Annotated in this window: 14 protein-coding genes; 8 read left to right on the forward strand and 6 right to left on the reverse strand. The window is 59.0% G+C overall.

From position 1 onward, the window contains the following. Positions 1 to 326: 326 nt before the first annotated feature. From ATI02_RS04945 to ATI02_RS04970, 6 genes are all read left to right on the forward strand, one after another. A complete protein-coding gene (locus ATI02_RS04945; RefSeq protein WP_100845619.1) occupies positions 327 to 2,024 on the forward strand; it encodes a sulfatase-like hydrolase/transferase in 1,698 nt (565 codons plus the stop codon). A 174-nt stretch (positions 2,025 to 2,198) separates the two neighbouring features. Further along, the gene (locus tag ATI02_RS04950) at positions 2,199 to 2,852 is read left to right on the forward strand and encodes an ABC transporter ATP-binding protein (protein WP_100845620.1); all 654 of its coding nucleotides are present in this window, start codon (positions 2,199 to 2,201) and stop codon (positions 2,850 to 2,852) included. Beyond that, entirely contained in the window at positions 2,849 to 5,320 is a 2,472-nt protein-coding gene (locus ATI02_RS04955; protein ID WP_100845621.1) for an ABC transporter permease, read from the forward strand. Before ATI02_RS04950 ends, ATI02_RS04955 begins: the two co-directional genes overlap by 4 nt. Then, entirely contained in the window at positions 5,310 to 6,377 is a 1,068-nt protein-coding gene (locus ATI02_RS04960; RefSeq protein WP_100845622.1) for a lipocalin-like domain-containing protein, read from the forward strand. The genes ATI02_RS04955 and ATI02_RS04960 overlap by 11 nt, the downstream gene beginning before the upstream one ends. Positions 6,378 to 6,492: 115 nt before the next feature. Further along, positions 6,493 to 6,675 (forward strand): hypothetical protein, encoded by a 183-nt coding sequence (locus ATI02_RS04965; RefSeq protein ID WP_095188430.1) that lies wholly within the window; start codon positions 6,493 to 6,495, stop codon positions 6,673 to 6,675. An 85-nt stretch (positions 6,676 to 6,760) separates the two neighbouring features. Continuing rightward, positions 6,761 to 7,345 (forward strand): hypothetical protein, encoded by a 585-nt coding sequence (locus tag ATI02_RS04970; RefSeq protein ID WP_100845623.1) that lies wholly within the window; start codon positions 6,761 to 6,763, stop codon positions 7,343 to 7,345. A 355-nt stretch (positions 7,346 to 7,700) separates the two neighbouring features. Here ATI02_RS04970 and ATI02_RS04975 read toward each other — a convergent pair whose 3' ends face one another. From ATI02_RS04975 to ATI02_RS04985, 3 genes are all read right to left on the reverse strand, one after another. Next, on the reverse strand, positions 7,701 to 8,504 hold the full coding sequence (locus ATI02_RS04975; RefSeq protein ID WP_100848429.1) for a glycosyltransferase family 2 protein: 804 nt from the start codon (positions 8,502 to 8,504) through the stop codon (positions 7,701 to 7,703). 151 nt (positions 8,505 to 8,655) lie between these two features. Further along, on the reverse strand, positions 8,656 to 9,903 hold the full coding sequence (locus tag ATI02_RS04980) for an IS256 family transposase (protein WP_095191982.1): 1,248 nt from the start codon (positions 9,901 to 9,903) through the stop codon (positions 8,656 to 8,658). Between the two features lie 152 nt (positions 9,904 to 10,055). Next, complete coding sequence (locus ATI02_RS04985; protein ID WP_095191268.1) at positions 10,056 to 11,207, reverse strand: MFS transporter; 1,152 nt, start codon at positions 11,205 to 11,207, stop codon at positions 10,056 to 10,058. Positions 11,208 to 11,442: 235 nt separating this feature from the next. On the opposite strand from ATI02_RS04985, the gene ATI02_RS04990 reads away from it, so the two are divergent. Then, the gene (locus tag ATI02_RS04990) at positions 11,443 to 12,423 is read left to right on the forward strand and encodes a diaminopimelate epimerase (protein ID WP_100845624.1); all 981 of its coding nucleotides are present in this window, start codon (positions 11,443 to 11,445) and stop codon (positions 12,421 to 12,423) included. 132 nt (positions 12,424 to 12,555) lie between these two features. On the opposite strand, the gene ATI02_RS04995 is transcribed toward ATI02_RS04990, so the two are convergent. Next, complete coding sequence (locus ATI02_RS04995) at positions 12,556 to 13,209, reverse strand: carboxymuconolactone decarboxylase family protein (protein WP_167394866.1); 654 nt, start codon at positions 13,207 to 13,209, stop codon at positions 12,556 to 12,558. Positions 13,210 to 13,428: 219 nt separating this feature from the next. Here ATI02_RS04995 and ATI02_RS05000 point away from each other — a divergent pair, with 219 nt between their 5' ends. Continuing rightward, positions 13,429 to 14,613, forward strand: a complete 1,185-nt coding sequence (locus tag ATI02_RS05000) for an aromatic ring-hydroxylating oxygenase subunit alpha (protein WP_100845626.1) — start codon at positions 13,429 to 13,431, stop codon at positions 14,611 to 14,613. Between the two features lie 37 nt (positions 14,614 to 14,650). Here the strand turns inward: ATI02_RS05000 and codA are convergent, their stop codons facing one another. Beyond that, complete coding sequence (gene codA / locus ATI02_RS05005; RefSeq protein ID WP_100845627.1) at positions 14,651 to 15,898, reverse strand: cytosine deaminase; 1,248 nt, start codon at positions 15,896 to 15,898, stop codon at positions 14,651 to 14,653. Between the two features lie 14 nt (positions 15,899 to 15,912). Beyond that, positions 15,913 to 17,184 (reverse strand): cytosine permease, encoded by a 1,272-nt coding sequence (codB, locus tag ATI02_RS05010; protein ID WP_100845628.1) that lies wholly within the window; start codon positions 17,182 to 17,184, stop codon positions 15,913 to 15,915. Positions 17,185 to 17,471 lie beyond the last annotated feature (287 nt).

Here is a 17,471-nt window from a genome sequence, read left to right on the forward strand (position 1 = left end):
CAGCCTTTGAAAAGCGTGTCAGCAAAATGACATGTTGCATCTGTATAACACTTAAGCAAGTTTTGGCGATTGGCCATCAAGTCATTGCTGCGATTGAATTTGTTGCTTTTGTGCAGATTTGTTCAGATTTCAATTAAGCGATAAACGGTCGTAAGCCGCTAATTTAAAGGCTTGTAGCGTCTGGGCTGTGTCAGATTTGAGTCACCGTTTTTTTGACGCTTTCTATAAAAAACAGTCAATTCTTGCGCTTTGATGGCCGGGTGCTAGTGTCAGGTTCTGACTGACAAACCTTTGACTTCCTGCCGTTTTGCCCGATCGGTATCGCCATGTTCAGATATGCCAAAGAAATGTTCTTAATTGTTTATTTATTGATTTATTCCGAATATTACTTTGATCGGTTAAATGCTATCGGCCTCAGTTTTTCTGTACTTCTTTTTGGCGCGATGTTTTTGGCGCTTACTTTGGCGTTATATCTAACGGGGTATATAAAACAGGCTCTCATTCGCCACGTTTTCGCATTGGCGATGTTTGTCTCGGCGGTATTCTTCGATGTCTATACCCGGGTCACGGCGGATTACCTGACCTACAGCGGTTTCGTTTCATTGGTTTACTCCGGCGGTTTCATCCAGGAAGCGGCGTACCAGTACCGGGACGCGCTCCTGCGTGGCGTGCTCAGCGGTTTGCTGTTGCTGTTCGGCATCGGCCTGAAACCCCGCCACGGGCTGGCGATTCCCAACGCTTTGCGTGTGGCGGCCCCACTGTGTGGTGTGCTGTTGCTCAGTGCCGTGCTGTTTTTGCGTGCGGGTGAGGGCGCCCGCGGCCTGCCGATCATGTACACGCCGCTGGCCTATCTGAACCTGTTTGCCTATGAAGCGCTGCACAACACCGTCGGCCCGCGTGAACCGGTCACACTGACGCGCGCCTCGCAAGCGGTCGGCCACGACATCGTGTTGATTATCGATGAAAGCATCTCCGGCAATTATCTGGACATCAACGCGCCGTTCGGCGTGCACAGCAACCTCAAGCAACCGCACGCAGGCGTCGACATCTTCAATTACGGCTACGCCGCGTCCATCGCCAATTGCAGCGCCGACACCAACATCACCTTGCGTTACGGCGGCACTCGCGCCGACTACATGCGCATCAACAGCACGCTGCCGTCGATCTGGCAGTACGCGAAAAAGGCCGGGCTGCGCACGGTGTATATCGACGCCCAGCGCACCGCCGGCAACCTGCAGAACCTGATGAACGACACCGAGAAAAAGGACATCGACGAGTTCGTGCAATTCGACCAGACCAGCGTGCGCGACCGCGATATGGCCGCAGCTGCGAAGCTGATCGAGTTGCTCAACGACGATAAAGCCGAGCTGATCCTGATCAACAAGGTCGGCGCGCATTTCCCGGTGCACGACAAATACCCGGATGCGTTCATGGCCTACCGCCCGACCTTGCCGCGCGGCCAGTTCACCGAAGTGGCCGATACTGGCGAGCGCAACGGTTTCAACGGCCAGCCGGATGATTGGGTGCTCTATCGCAACGCCTACAAGAACACCGTTTTATGGAACGTCGGCGAGTTTTTCGCGCGCGTGTTTGCTCAGGCCAACCTGAACAATGCACTGCTGATTTACACCTCCGATCACGGCCAGGATCTGCATGAACGGGGGAACCCGGGGCTCAACACGCACTGCGGCGGAGATCCGGTGGAGGAGGAGGGGCTGGTGCCGCTGGTGGTGATTTCCGGCAGCAATCTGAAGACGCTGGACTGGTCGGCGCAACTGGCGGCGAACAAGGATCGCTCCAGCCACTACAACATCTTTCCGACGCTGTTGCAGTTGATGGGGTACGACCTGGCGGGGATCGAGGCGGTGTACGGCAAACCGCTGAGCGTGGCGACGGCGGATGAGTTCACCTTCAACTATCGCTTCAATGCGCGGTTGGGGGCCAAGCCTGAGTGGAAGCATATTGATCTGGACAGCATTGTGACGCCGGTGCAGGCACCGACCCGTGTGGCGGCGGGACAGTGAGTTTTGGTTTGTCCGGGGTGACGCTTTCGCGAGCAGGCTCGCTCCCACATTTGGAACGCGATCTACCTGTGGGAGCGAGCCTGCTCGCGAAGGGGCCGGCCAATTCAACGCTGAATTCAGGTCTGTCACCGTCATCCGCTATCCTTGCCCCACACTGACCCACCAGGTGGCGGCATGCTCCAGATCCAAAACGTCTGCAAAAGTTACCTCACCCCCCAAGGCCCGTTGCCGGTGCTGCAAGGCGTCGACCTGACGTTGGAGTCCGGCAGTAGTCTGGCGCTGATGGGCGAATCCGGCAGTGGCAAAAGTACTCTGCTGCACCTGGTGGCCGGCCTCGACAAGGTCGACAGCGGCAGCATTCGTAGCGGTGAACATCGCCTCGAAAGCATGAACGAAGCGCAACTGGCCAACTGGCGACGCACGGAAATCGGTCTGGTGTTCCAGCAGTTCAACCTGATCGGCAGCTTGCGCGTCGAAGACAATCTGGCGTTCCAGGCGCGACTGGCCGGGCGTCATGAGCCGCGCTGGCAGGCGCATCTGGTGCAGCGTTTGGGCCTGGCCGATTTGCTCACGCGCTACCCCGAGCAATTGTCCGGCGGCCAGCAGCAGCGGGTTGCGTTGGGCCGGGCGCTGGCGTCACAGCCGAAACTGTTATTGGCTGACGAACCCACCGGCAGCCTCGATGAAGCCACCAGTGACGAAGTGTTGGGTCTGTTGCTTGAACTGCTCGACGACACGCCAACGACCTTGTTGATGGTTACTCACAGTTCTCGGGTCGCAGCGCGACTGGCGCAGCGCGTGGTGCTCTCCAACGGGCGGCTGAGGTGATCGTCTTTGGGCAAACCCTGCGCGCACTGCTCAGCCATTGGCGGCGGCACCCGGTGCAGTTTTTCAGTGTGCTGACCGGGTTGTGGCTGGCCACCAGCCTGCTGACCGGCGTCGAGGCGCTGAACAGTCAGGCCCGCGACAGCTACGCCCGCGCCAGTCAATTGATCGGCGGTGAACCGCAGGCCAGCCTCACTACACCGAACGGCGCAACGTTTGCGCAGCAATGGTTCATCGATCTTCGGCGTCAGGGCTGGCCGGTGTCACCGCTTGTGCAGGGCCGCTTGAACCTCAAGGGTCACGACAATCAGCGTCTGCAGGTGATGGGCATTGAGCCGGTGTCACTGCCGGCCGATTCTGCGGTGGCCGGGGAGGCGATGCCGATCGAACGCATTGTCGAGTTCTTCACGCCACCGGGCAGCACCTGGATTTCCCCGGAAACCTTGCAGGCCCTGAACCTGCGCGAAGGCGCCACGCCGCAAACGCTCAGTGGCCAGACATTGCCGCCGCTGCTGGCCCGCAAGGACATGGCGCCCGGCGTGTTGCTGGTGGATATCGGCGTCGCGCAAACCCTGCTCGAACAACCCGGACAACTGTCACGCCTGTTGCTGCCCAAGGATTTTCACGGCGAGTTGCCGGCCTCGTTGAACGGCCTGTTGCAACTCCAGCGCAGTGGCGAGGAAAACAATCTGGCGCGGCTGACCGAGAGCTTCCACCTGAATCTCGATGCGTTGGGATTTCTCTCGTTCCTGGTCGGCTTGTTTATCGTCCACGCTGCCATCGGCCTTGCGCTGGAGCAACGGCGCGGTTTGCTGCGCACATTGCGCGCTTGTGGGGTCAGCGCGAGGATGCTGATCGGCTGTCTGGTTGTTGAATTGGGTGTGTTGGCGCTGATCGGCGGCCTGTTCGGTGTGGTCAGCGGGTATTGGCTGGCCAGCGTGTTGCTGCCGGATGTCGCCGCGAGCCTGCGTGGTTTGTACGGTGCGGAAGTGGCGGGGCAGCTGCGGCTGAGTCCGTGGTGGTGGTTCAGCGGTATCGGTTTGAGCCTGCTCGGCGCTTTGCTGGCCGGGGCCAACAGCTTGTTGCGGGCGGCGCGTTTGCCGTTGTTGGCGGTGGCCGATCCGCAAGCCTGGCATCAGCAATATGCGCATTGGTTGCGGCGCCAGGGTTGGCTGGCCTTGGGGTTGGGCGCGATTGCGCTGGTGGCGTTGATCTGGGGCGACAGTCTGGCCAGCGGTTTTGTATTGATGGCGGGGCTGATGCTCGGCGCGGCGTTGGCCTTGCCGGTGCTACTGAGCGCGATGCTCAATCCATTGCTCGGCCGCAGTCGTTCGGTGCTCGGCCAGTGGTTTCTCGCCGACTGCCGCCAGCAACTGCCGGCACTGAGCCTGGCGCTGATGGCGTTGCTTCTGGCCATGGCGGCGAACATCGGCGCCGGCAGCATGACCGCCGGTTTCCGTCAGACCTTCAACGACTGGCTCGAACAACGCCTGAGCGCCGAGCTCTACATCAACCCGAGCAACCCGGCGCAGGCCCGGGAAATGTACAGCTGGCTCAAACAGCAGCCGCTCGTCACTGCGATACTGCCCAACTGGCAGGTGTCGGTGACGCTGCAAGGCTGGCCGGCGGATGTGTACGGCGTGATCGACCATATTTATTACCGCCAGCACTGGCCTTTACTCGACGCCACGGGTGATGACCCGTGGGCGAATCTGGCCGCGGACGACGCGGTGATGCTCAGCGAACAACTCGCGCGGCGCCTGAAAGTCAGGGCGGGCGATCACCTGATGATTCCCGCGCCGACGGGCTCATGGTCGCCGCGCGTCGTAGGCATCTACGCCGATTACGGCAACCCCAAGGGGCACTTGCTGGTCAACATCAATCACCTGCTGCGCGGCTGGCCGCAACTGACGCCAAACCGCTTCAATCTACGTATCGATGCACAAAACATTCCGGCATTCGTGAGCGCGTTGCACGCACGCTTCCAGCTGGAGGACAGCCGAATTGTCGATCAGGCGCGGCTCAAGGGCTGGTCGGTTCAGGTGTTCGAACGCACCTTTGCCGCCACCGCCGCGCTCAACAGCCTGACGCTGGCGGTCGCCGGCGTGGCGCTGTTCATCAGCCTGTTGACTCAGAGCCAGAGCCGTCTCGGCCAACTCGCACCGCTGTGGGCGCTGGGCGTGACGCGGCGGCAGTTGATGCTGCTCAACCTCGGCCAGACCTGGCTGCTGGCGGTGCTGACGCTGGTGTTGGCATTGCCGTTGGGGGTCGCGCTGGCATGGTGTCTGGATGCGGTCATCAATGTGCAGGCGTTTGGTTGGCGTTTGCCGTTGCGGGTGTTCCCTTGGCAATTGGTGCAGTTGACGGGATTGGCGCTACTGGCGACCTTGCTGGCGTCGGCGTGGCCACTGTATTCGCTGTATCGCACGCAACCGGCGGATCTGCTGAGGACGTTTGCTCATGAAGATTAACGTCGTTGTGTTGATGCTTGTGCTGTTGCTCGCTGGCTGCGATCAGTCTGCGCCTGAGCAGAAGGGCTTTGCCGGGATGGGCGATCAGGCGCAGGCCTTTACGCCGGTGGTGCCGGGACGGGTATTCAGCTTCCCGGCGGATCATGGCGCCCATGACGGTTTTCGCATCGAGTGGTGGTACGTCACCGCCAATCTCAAGGATCAGCAGGGCAATGGGTTTGGCGTGCAATGGACGCTGTTTCGCAGCGCCCTCAAACCAGTGCCGGAGCAAACAGGATGGGGCAATCAAACGATCTGGCTGGGGCATGCGGCGGTGACTTCCAGCTCGGTGCATTACGCCGCCGAACGCTATGCCCGTGGCGGCGTCGGTCAGGCCGGTGTGCGCCTCGCGCCGTTCGAGGCGTGGATCGACGATTGGATGTTCGCCAGTCAGGCGCAGGATCCGTTGACTGACCTGCAACTGAGTGCTCGCGATAAATCCTTCGCCTATCAACTGCACCTCACTTCCAACCGACCACTGGTGTTGCAGGGTGACAAGGGTTTCAGCCAGAAATCGGAGGAAGGGCAGGCGTCGTATTACTACAGTCAGCCGTTTTTCCAGGCCAGCGGCACCTTGCAGATCGATGGTCAGACCTACACCGTCAGCGGCCCGGCCTGGCTCGACCGCGAGTGGAGCAGCCAACCGCTGACCGCCAACCAGACCGGCTGGGACTGGTTCTCCTTACACCTGGACGGCGGCGAACACCTCATGCTCTATCGCATGCGCCAGAAGGACGGCGCGCCGTATCTGACCGGCACCTGGATCGCCGCTGACGGGCAGACGCAGACCCTGCGCAGCGATCAGATCAAACTTACCCCGCAAGCTAACGTGAATGTCGCCGGCCGCTCGATGCCGGTGCGCTGGTCGATCAGCATTCCCGATAAACATCTCGACATCGGCCTGTCGGCACTCAATGCCAATGCCTGGATGAACCTGCGCATCCCCTACTGGGAAGGCCCGGTGCGTATCAGCGGCAGTCATGGTGGGCAGGGCTATCTGGAAATGACCGGTTACTGACGGTCTGGATGGATTGAGTTGAACTCCATTTGATCTCTCAACCTCTACAAAAGGACTCTCCCGCCATCAATGTCGTCCGCGAACTGGACGACCCCGCAGCCTGAGGACTACCCCGATGAAACCGACCTGCGAAAACGAGCACCCCGACGCACCACGGCCAGCGGGGGAAACCGAGCGCGACAACGATGCACTGCGGCCCACTGATCCCAAGCAGCGACAAAACACCAGTAAAGGTACCGCGAGCGGCGAATCTACAGCGCAAGAGACGGCCGCGCCACACACCAAGGCCAAACCCTGAACAGCGTCTATGCTCAGTGACACACCCGGCGCCTGAGCCGGTTTGGGCACCGGGTGCTACCACTCATTACAGGGAAAGTACGCTTATGAAGCTCCATGCACTGGCCAAGTCGATCACCCTTGCAACCCTTCTGTCCGCCACCAGCCTTGGCGCGTTTGCCGCCGATATACCGCTGTCCGCCGCCATCGAAGCCGATCAGGTCACCACCAAAGTGATTGCCGTGGACGCGGCCAATCATCAGGTCGTGCTCGAAGGCGCAGAGGGTCGTCAGGTTCATGTGCAACTCAGCGACAAAGCGAAAAATCTCGCCAATCTGAAGGTCGGCGATCTGGTAACGATCCAAGTCCAGCGATCCGTCGCAGCCTACCTCGACACCGAGGTGGATAAAGGTCTGCCTGGCACCGTCGAGCGTTCCGGCGAACTGCGTAACGCTCCCGGCAGCGAAAATCCCGGCGGCGAAGCTTATCGCCAGATCCGGGTTCAGTTGAAAATCACCAAAATTGATTTAAATAAAAATCAGGTGACACTGAAAAATCCGGCGGGGCAGTCGAAAACCCTGGACGTCAAATCGCCTGAAAACCAAGCCAAGCTCAAAGATCTCAACGTCGGACAGAGTGTTGTTGTCACTTACACCGATATCTTAAAAGTGACCAGTCAACATGAAAGTTGAGTATTAGCTCTACAGAATGATTGTTCTTGTACAGGGTATTGTATGAGAACAATCATTTAAAAGTGTGCGCTTCGATGTGACGGGTAGTTTCTAAACAGATTCGTCGATAAATATCTATTAACTCATTCGTACATAAATTTCATGTACGTCAATGACGACATATCCGCCAACTTCTATTAAAATCCTTCCCGTTCGCCCAGTGTCAGGGCTCTTTACCGGTGCATGGATTGCCAGGCCATTACACTGGGCGAACACCTCTTCGCAGTGATTGTATACAATTTTCAGAACAAAAAAGGGCGACTGTTCAGTCGCCCTTTTTTGTTGCTCGCAATTAATTCGGTGCTTAAACCAGAGGCTAAGCCTGCTGCCCTTGAAAACGCTTGAGCGTGGCCTGATACATTTTTGTCCGCCGGTGATTTTCCCCGTAGGTACCCGCCGCCGCGACGGTTTCTGCCTGGATGTGATCCAGATAGCGGAAAATCTTGCGCGGCGACAGAAACTTGATGCCGTAGCCCAGGTTCACCATCCGATCCTGCAGGGTATAACCCGGCACCCGATCATCCATGCAAAAGTGCAGACCCTGCGACTTCATCAATCGCGCATTCCACAAGGTGCAAAAGCTTTTCAGATGAGTTTCCTTATAGGGCTTCGGCTCTTTGGATTTCCAGCCCAGGCTGATTTTTGCACGTCGGATATAGTGCTTGCACAAGCGCGAAGTTAAACGCCAGGTATCGCGCACAACCCCCCGATTGATTTGCTCGACACAACCCACCGCCGCCATATCCGCACTTTTCGTACACTCGCGCATCATCATCGCAAACACTTCGTTGTCGTAGACAAAGGTGTCGGTGTGCAGCAGGAAAAGATAATCGGTGTCAACTTTCTCCAGCGCCAGATCCAGTGCCTTACCGTGAGCAATGTGGCCTGGTTCTTTACCAGGCGAAGGCCGCTCGATCAGATTGATCCAGTCAAGTGAACGCAAGTAATCCAGACTTGCGTCTGCAGAATCGTTGTCTACCACCCACACCGGAATGCGCTGTTCCTTGACGTGCTTATGCAACAACTCCAGGCACATTCTGGTGATGTCCGGGGTTTTGTAATTGACCAAAACAAGACTGAAGTTCGACTGTTGTTTGGCTGGTAAATCAAGCGCTTTCATATCAGAAGGACCCATCCGCGGTTCATTGGCGACAGTGGTTTCATGGCCCGGGATGCTAACGAGGCAACCTTAGGCGAAGCTTAATTTGCGGATTCGCACGGCTTACACGCTAAACTGGAGAGTGTCAGATTTTTTGTGTGCGGGCCGGGTTTTACCAGGTCGGCCTGATAAATCGATCTCCGTACAGAATCGCAAATTGGTTCATCGCACTCTTCCAGTCATGAGCCGCCGAGCCCCAGTTTGCCGTGATGTTACGCAGCCCAAGCCAGATCAGCTTGGTCGCTGCGTCATCCGTCGGGAAGTGGCCCCGGGTCTTGATGATCTTGCGTAGCTGAGCGTTGATGCTTTCGATAGCGTTGGTCGTATAGATCACTTTTCGAATGGCAGGCGGGAAGACAAAAAATGGAATCACTCGATCCCAGGCTCGTCTCCAGGCCGCCACCACCGTTGGGTATTGCTTACCCCAAGGGCCATTTTCAAAGGCATCCAGTGCTTCCTCAGCCGCTTCTGCGTTGATGGCTTGATAGATCGGTTTTAGCGCCTTGGCCAGCTCACGGCGCTTGTCCCACGCCGCGTAATCGAGGCTGTTGCGGATCAAGTGGACGATGCATGTTTGCAGCGTTGTTGCCGGAAATACTGCGCTTAGCGCCTCTGGCATGCCTTTGAGACCGTCAGTCACGGCGATCAGCACGTCCTCTACGCCGCGGGTCTTGAGGTCGTTGAAGACCTTCATCCAGAACTTCGCACCCTCGGTGTTTTCGATCCAGATACCAAGAATATCGCGCGTTCCATCGGGTAAAACACCCAGCGCCAAGTAAATCGCCTTGTTGCGGACAAGGCCTTCTTCTCGGATCTTGACCCGCAGCGCATCGAAGAAAATGACTGGGTACATCGGCTCAAGCGGTCGCTGTTGCCACGCACCAATTTCCTCCATCACCTCGTGCGTGACTGAGCTGATGAAGTCATGGGAAACGTCCGTCCCGTATTGCTCAGAGAGGAAAGCGCGGATTTCTCGAACGGTCATGCCTCGGGCATACATGGCGATGATCTTGTCATCAAAACCGGTGTAACGCCGCTCATGCTTGGGGATCAGAATGGGGGCAAAACTGCCATCCCGATCACGGGGAATCTCCAGCCGCAGCGGGCCATCCCCCGTCAAAATCGTCTTGCCCGTTTTGCCATTGCGCTGGTTGGTTTCATCCTCTGGGCGCTGCGCGCCCGGCGGATACCCCAGGTGGTGACCGAGCTCGGCACTCAATGCTCGCTCAATCAAGGCCTTCTTGAAGGCCGCAGAAGCGTCTTCAATAGCCTCTGCGGTAATCAGCCCCTCACCGAACTCTTCGAGCAGCTCCTTGGGGATTTTTGGTAGGTCACGCAGGGGTTTCTTTTTGGTTGGCATACATGCACCTCTTACTCATGTTATGCCCGAACACAAAATTTCTGACACCCCCTGACCCGCCGTCAGGGCGGAACCCTAATCAGCAACACCCGCAGCAACGGATATGCCCCCAATCCCACCCCCAAAAAAACAATCCGGCAGGTGCACTCGGTTCAGACCTTCAACACCTTGCCCCCAATAGCCACCGCCACCAGCAGCACCGCCATCAACCCAAAGGCAAAACTCAAACTGCTGGCATGGGCAACAAAACCAATCACCGCCGGCCCCGCCAGAATCCCCGCATAACCCAACGTAGTAATCGCCGGCACCGCGATGCTTTCCGGCATCACCGTCTGCTTGCCCACCGCCGTATACAGCACCGGCACAATGTTCGAACAACCAGCGCCGACCAGTGCATACCCGACCAGCGCCGCTTCCCAGCTCGGCGCAAACGTCGCCAGAAACAGTCCGGCGGCGGCCAACAAACCGCCAAACAAAATGATCCGCGTCGCACCGACAACCCGCACAATCCGGTCACCCATCAAGCGTCCGGCGGTCATGGTCAGGGCAAACGCCGCGTAACCTAATCCCGCATACGCCGTGTCGATCCCGCGCTCCTGCGCCAGGAACACCGCGCTCCAGTCCAGCGCCGCGCCTTCGGTGAGGAATACGATGAAACACATCCCGCCAATAAACAGCACGATGCCGTGGGGAATGGCGAATGCAGGCCCGGAGCTTTCGCTGCCGTAGGGCAACATGTGCGGCACGCACTTGAACAATGCAGCGATCAACACCGCCACCACCACCAGCATCGCGCCCAACGGTGACAGGCCGAGGCCAAGCAGGGCGCTCACGCCCGCCGCGCCGACGATGCCGCCAAGGCTGAACAGGCCGTGAAAACCCGACATCATGTTCTTGCCGCTGGCGCGCTCGACGATCACCGCTTGCAGGTTCACCGTCGAATCCACGGTGCCGAGGCCGGCGCCGAACATGAACAGCGTGGCGATCAGCGCCGGGATCGACGATACCGTCGCCAGCAATGGCAATGCTGCGCAGATCAACAGCGTGCCGCCAGTTGCCACTCGGCGGCAGCCGAATCGCGTGGCGAGCATCCCCGCCATCGGCATCGCCAATATCGAACCCACCCCCAGACACAAGAGCAACAGCCCCAGCGTGCCCTCATCAAGCCCGGCCCGTGCCTTGGCGTACGGCACCAGTGGCGCCCACGCGGCAATGCCGAGCCCGGCGATGAAGAAAGCGATGCGCGTGGACATCTGTTGCAGGCGTCCGGGGACGAAAGTGTCTTGGGGGTTGAGGCTGGTCATATCGATCCTTGGCAAAAAACGTCGCGTCCCCGAAGGACAGTGAGTACGCGTCGAGGTTCGATCGCGAGTGTTCCGGGGACGTGCAGCCGACATCCTAACCTGTAGGCGTGAGCCTGCTCGCGATAGCGGTGGATCAGACGACATTTTTTCTGACCCGGCGCTATCGCGAGCAGGCTCACGCCTCCAGTGGGTTGCGGTTTACAGTGGACTTCTTTGGCAGCCGGGATAGAAAGTGATGACGCAGTTCTATGATGCCCGAGGCAATATCTACGGCGTAATCTCACCTGCTGCATTGCAAGCGGCGGGTATTGATTTGCCTGCAAGCGCCATCGAATGTGCCGCGGCGCGTCAGTCGTGGAGTGAGGCGGCGATCAAGTTCTGCTGCGATTGGCCAGAAGGCCAACGTCCGGCGAACAGCAAGTCCCACCGCAGCGACGGTCTGCTGATCGGCCCGTTCCAGAACTCGCCACCGTTCGATGTGTTGATCGTCAACACCGACGGCACATTCGCCGAGCGCAGTGGCAACGGCTTGACGATTTTTTCTCAGGCGCTGACCGAGCAAGGCTTACTGCCGGAGGAGGGGGCGCTGCTACGCGTTCATCACGACAAGGGTGAGCCGGTGGAGACTTCGGTGAAGTCTGCTGAAGTCGAGGGTGTAAAGGGTTTCTGGCTCGACCTCGGCCAACCCGCATTCGGGTCCGAAGCGGTCGGTGCGCAGAATGTTCAAAGCAGTGGATTCAATGGTCGTGAAGTGAGCCATGTCCAACCCTTGGCACAACTTGACTGCACATGGGGCCATAGCCAATTCGTGCGCATCGGCAATCCGCATTGCGTGACGTTGCTGACAGACGTTGCCGGGTTACCGAGTAACGAGCAGATGCGCGAAGCGCCACTGGCCCAAGGCTTGACCCGTATTGCCTACGCCATGCCGACCGGCGCGGGAGAACCTTGTCCGGCAGGCGTCAACTTGCAATGGGCCGTGCGTGAGTCGGAGCAGCGAATCGTCGCGCGGGTGTTCGAGCGCGGTGAAGGGCCGACCGCATCGTCCGGTACCAGCGCCAGTGCGGTGGCGTGTGCGGCGTGGCGCGTCGGTTGGGTCGCGGCCGCAGCGGTGCAGGTGGTCATGCCTGGCGGCACGGCACCGATACTGCTCGAAGAGACAGAGGATGAACGGGTGCGCGTCAGCTTGTTCGGCACAGCCCGCCTCATGCGTTGAATTCACAACCGCTATCGCGGGTAAGCCACGCTCCCACAGGGTTTGCCGGCGTTCACAATTGAAGTGTCCGCTACACAAACCTGTGGGAACGATCAAGATCGCAGCCTTCGCAAGCTACATGGCGCAATACGCTCAGTGGGCGTTGAACAACGTCACGCTCGCCACTTGGTCACCCTGTACAACCAGTCGCAGCAACGCCTGCGGGGTGGGCTGTTGTTCAAAGCACTCAACGATGACCGAGTGCGCCGAAGTCGCCAGCAGCGTCAAGCTCCGGGCATGCTTCAACTGGCGTTTCACCGCCGCACTGACAGGTATCGGCGCATGCCCTTGGCGCACTTGCTCACAGAACGTCAAAGCAATTTCACGCGGCGTCGGGGCAGGAGGTGATGTCAGGCCAGCCTCGTCGAACAGACGATTGAGTTGCTCGGCCGCGCTCACCGCCCGGGGAAACCCAGCGAATGCCGCTGCCTGCAAGAGCACTTCGGTCATTTCACCGGGCGCCAGTCCCGAGGCCAGCCCCGTCTTGAGATGGACGCTCAACGGAATTTCGACCATGCCTGAGGCCACGATCGCGGCGAACGACACCGCTTCCCGCAGGCGCGGGTCGAGGCCGGGGCGCGCATGCAAATGGCCGTACACAACGCCGACGGCCAGTTCAGCCAACGCCGGGACAGTATGGAACAGCGCATCGAGACGGGTGCCAACGTCGGGCACCAGATCGGTAAACGTATCGCGGCCCTCACGGTAAAGGGTTGCCATGGGCGCGGAGGAGGGTTTGTGGGGCATGTCGTGTCCTCAAGTCAATGAGGATGGTGGTTGATCAACGACGCACGAACTTCGGCATGAAAAAGCATCCATCCGGGAGGTCGCGGCCCGTTGAGGCGGCGGCCCCTACACCTTAACTCATCGATTGCACGCAAGAACCTGTTAGTTCTTACAGTTTACGATCCTCGAAATTGCGCCTAAAACGGAGGCTGTGCAATCGCAAAGACTCCTGCCGTGTCGATGCTCGATCAGTATTCGGAGGCGATGATGGATCATCAAACGCAAGTTCTACTCATAAAGGAAATCTTCAATCTACTGGAGCAGGGTTCGACCAGTCTTGCGCAGGAGCCGTTTCTTAATCCAGTGTCCGTTTACCACTGTACTGACCATCTGGCGCTGGAGCAGGCCGGTCTGTTCGACGCATCTCCCTTGCTAATGGGGTTGAGTAGTCAGTTGGATCATCCGGGTGCTTATCTGACGGATGACCTGTGCGGCGTGCCGGTAGTGATCATTCGCACGGCCGAAGGCAGATTGAGCGCGTTCATCAATGTCTGTCGACACCGGGGAGCCAGACTGCTTGAGGGGCAAGGGACGTTGAAAAACGCTTTGACTTGTCCATATCACGGCTGGATGTACAACCTTCAAGGTCAGCTGGTGCAATTGGCGCCAGCTGGCAGTTTTCCGGGTTTGCAGTGTGCCGACCGCAATCTGGTGAGCCTGCCGGTGATCGAACGGCACGGGCTGATCTGGGGTTATCGGCGGGCCGGGAAGCCTGTTGCTTCGCAAAGCCCATTAGGCGCACTTGATGCGGAAATCGGCCATTTCCTATTCGAGGGTTTTTCGCTCTATGAAACGCGACTGTTGGAAAAACCGTTCAACTGGAAAAATGCGCTCGAAACTTTTTTCGAAAACTGGCATTTCCCTTTTCTGCATCAGAACACCGTAGCGTCGATTTTTCTTCCTGCGGTCAGCCAGTTTGAAGCCTTTGGCAACAATGCTCGTCTGGTCATGCCGCGACGAACGATTCTGGGCCTGCGCGATCAGCCTGCCCAGCAGTGGGATTTACTCAAGCATTCATTGGTCATTTATTTTCTTTTTCCCAATACGCTATTGCTCTGGCAACGCGATCACCTGGAAGTCTGGCGGGTTTTTCCGAAGCCGCAAATGCCTGACGCCTGCCTGGCCCAAGTCTCACTTTATACGCCGCATAAAGCGGTCACGGCTCGTGAGCGCGAAATCTGGGACAAGAACATGAAGCTACTGCTGGAAACGGTCGATGGGGAGGACTTCGAGGTCAGCGCGAAAATACAACAGGGCATTGCGTCAGGTGCACAGACACACCTGACGTACGGCAGAAATGAACCGGCTCTCCAGCATTTTCACCGGATGATCCAGCAAGCGCTGGCAGCGTACCGAGCGTCGTAAACCGAGTCGATTCGACGGCGCTGGACACCTTGATTGCTCAGAGAGGCCGGTCGCTGAACTCCACCACCGGCATCTGCCGCTTCATCAACACCTCGCCGCCACGAATCGAATACAGCGGCAGACCCTGGCAGCGAATAACCTCGTAATCGCTGTCCGCCGACAGAATCAGCAGGTTCGCCGGCCGTCCCTGTTCCAGCCCGTAGCGCTCGCCCAGGTTCATGGCTTTGGCGCTGTTGTCCGTCACCAGATCCAGCGCACTTTGCAGGTTGCGGTAACCGAGCATGTGGCAGATGTGCAGCCCGGCTTCAAGTACGCGCAGGATGTTGCCGTTGCCCAGCGGATACCACGGGTCGACGATCGAATCCTGGCCGAAACACACGTTCATCCCGGCCTCCAGCAACTCGTTCACCCGCGTCACGCCACGGCGTTTCGGGAAGTTGTCGAAGCGTCCTTGCAGGTGGATGCTTTCGGTCGGGCAGGAGACAAAACTGATCCCGGAATGGCCAAGCAGGCGGAACAGTTTCGCGCAGTAGGCATTGTCGTAAGAACCCATCGCTGTGGTGTGGCTGGCGGTGACGAGGGCGCCCATGTCACGGCTGCGCGCCTCTTCGGCGAGTACTTCGAGGAAGCGTGAGTGCGGGTCATCGGTTTCGTCGCAATGCACATCCACCAGGCAGCCAGTGCGCTCGGCCAGGTCCATCAGAAACTTCACCGAACTCACGCCCTGATCGCGGGTGTACTCGAAATGCGGAATGCCGCCGACCACGTCCGCGCCCATGCGGATCGCTTCTTCCATCAACTCACGGCCGTTGCGGAACGACTCGATGCCTTCCTGCGGGAAGGCGACGATTTGCAGGTCAATCAGGTGTCGGCTCTCTTCGCGCACTTCGAGCATGGCTTTGAGCGCGGTGAGTTGCGGGTCGGTGACGTCTACGTGGGTGCGCACGTGCTGGATGCCGTGGGCGGCCAGCGCCTGAATGGTTTTCTTGGCGCGGGTCTTGGTGTCTTCTTCGGTGATGGTGACCTTGCGCTCGCCCCAGCACTCGATGCCTTCGAACAGCGTGCCACTCATGTTCCAGCGAGGCTCGCCGGCGGTGAGGGTGGCGTCGAGGTGAATGTGCGGCTCGACGAAGGGCGGCACCACCAGATTGCCGCCGGCGTCGAGGTCGTTCGGGCCCAGCGTCGGGGCTTCGGTCTGGCGGGCGATGCTGCGGATCAGCCCGTCTTCGAGGTGCAATTCGTGCAAACCTTCCTGGTTGCGCAAACGGGCGTTGATGATGTGCATCAGGCAAATCCTTCTTATAGGTCTTGTAGAGGCGCGCTGGCGCGGCGGGCGCCGAGCAGGCCGGTGACGATGACATACGTTAGCGCGGCAGCGGCAATCCCTACCAGCGGCGCGACCCACGGCGAACTGAAAGCGGCGACGGTGCCGACCCCGTAGGCCCCAAGCCCCGGCCAGTTGAACGCCGGCAGCCGTGCGTCGGCCAGCCGCGGATAATGCCCGCGCCAGCGGTAGAAGAAGTCGGCCATGATCACCCCGCCAATTGGCGGAATCACCGTGCCGAGCAGAATCAGATACGGCACCAGCATGTCGTACATGCCCAGCAAGGCGAGAAGGGTGCCGATCACCGCTCCGGCCAGGGTCACGGTTTTGCGTCGGCCGGTGCGCAACAGGTTGCATCCGGCGACAGCGAAGTTGTAGATGGTGTTGTCCTGGGTGCTCCAGATATTGAGCAACAGCATCGCCATTGCCGCCATGGCGAAACCTTGCAACAGCAGCACTTCAACCACATCCGGCTGCTGATAGACGATGGCGCCGTAGGCACCGATCAGCACCATCAGGCCATTGCCGATGAAGAAGCCGATCAGGCTGGCCAGCACTGCGACTTTTGCCGAGCGCGAGAAGCGCGTCCAGTTGGTCGCCTGGGTCGCGCCGCTGACGAAAGTGCCGAACACCAGGGTGATCGCGGTCGACCAGTCCAGCGAGCCACTTGGCACCACGCTGAGCAATCCCTCGAAACCGCCAACCTTCACCGTCGCCACCCACATCGACAGCATCAACAGCAACATCATCGCCGGTACCGCGATGTACGAGAGAATCTCCAGCCCGCGATAACCGACATACGCCGTGGCGCAGAACACCAGGCCGAACAGCACCATCAGCCCGAGCACGGTGCCTTCGCTCAACTCGAAGTATTTGCCGAGCACCACCGCGGCGGTTGCGGTGCCCCAGGCATACCAGCCGATCTGGGTGAAACCGAGGATCAGGTCGCTGAGTTTGCTGCCGACTTCACCGAAACAGAAACGGCCCATCAACACTGAATTAAGACCGCTCTTGAAAGCGATGTAACCGAGGCCTGCCGCATACAGGCCAAGCAGCAGGTTGCCGACGATGATCACCGCCATCATCTCGGCAAAACCGAACGCCACACCGAGCTTGCCGCCGGCGAACATGGTCGCGGTGAAGAACGTGAAACCGAGCAGCACCATGGCGGTGGACGCCAGGCCTTTGCGTGCATGCATCGGGACTTCGCTGAGGGGGTAATCGTTGCCGGGATCGTGCTGCGTCATGGGGCGTTCCTTGCTGAAAAGGGGAAGACGCGGAAGAGGGTTGCAGTGGTCGTGCCAAGCAGATAATTGCCGGTATATATAGACGAAACAGCGAATCTCGGCGCGAAACCGGTGCACCTTTCGAAACCCAGGTCCTATCAAGGAGCTGCCGAAGGCTGCGATCTTTGTTCGTGTTTTTATAAATCAAGAAATCGCAGTGCCTACAGCGAGCAATGGTGTCGGGTCAGGGACGCGCGGCAGAGCGCCAACTCGTCATCGCTATTTCGACCCTTGCCATTGAGAGCAAT

The sequence above is a fragment of the Pseudomonas baetica genome, from assembly GCF_002813455.1.
Lineage (GTDB): Bacteria > Pseudomonadota > Gammaproteobacteria > Pseudomonadales > Pseudomonadaceae > Aquipseudomonas > Aquipseudomonas baetica.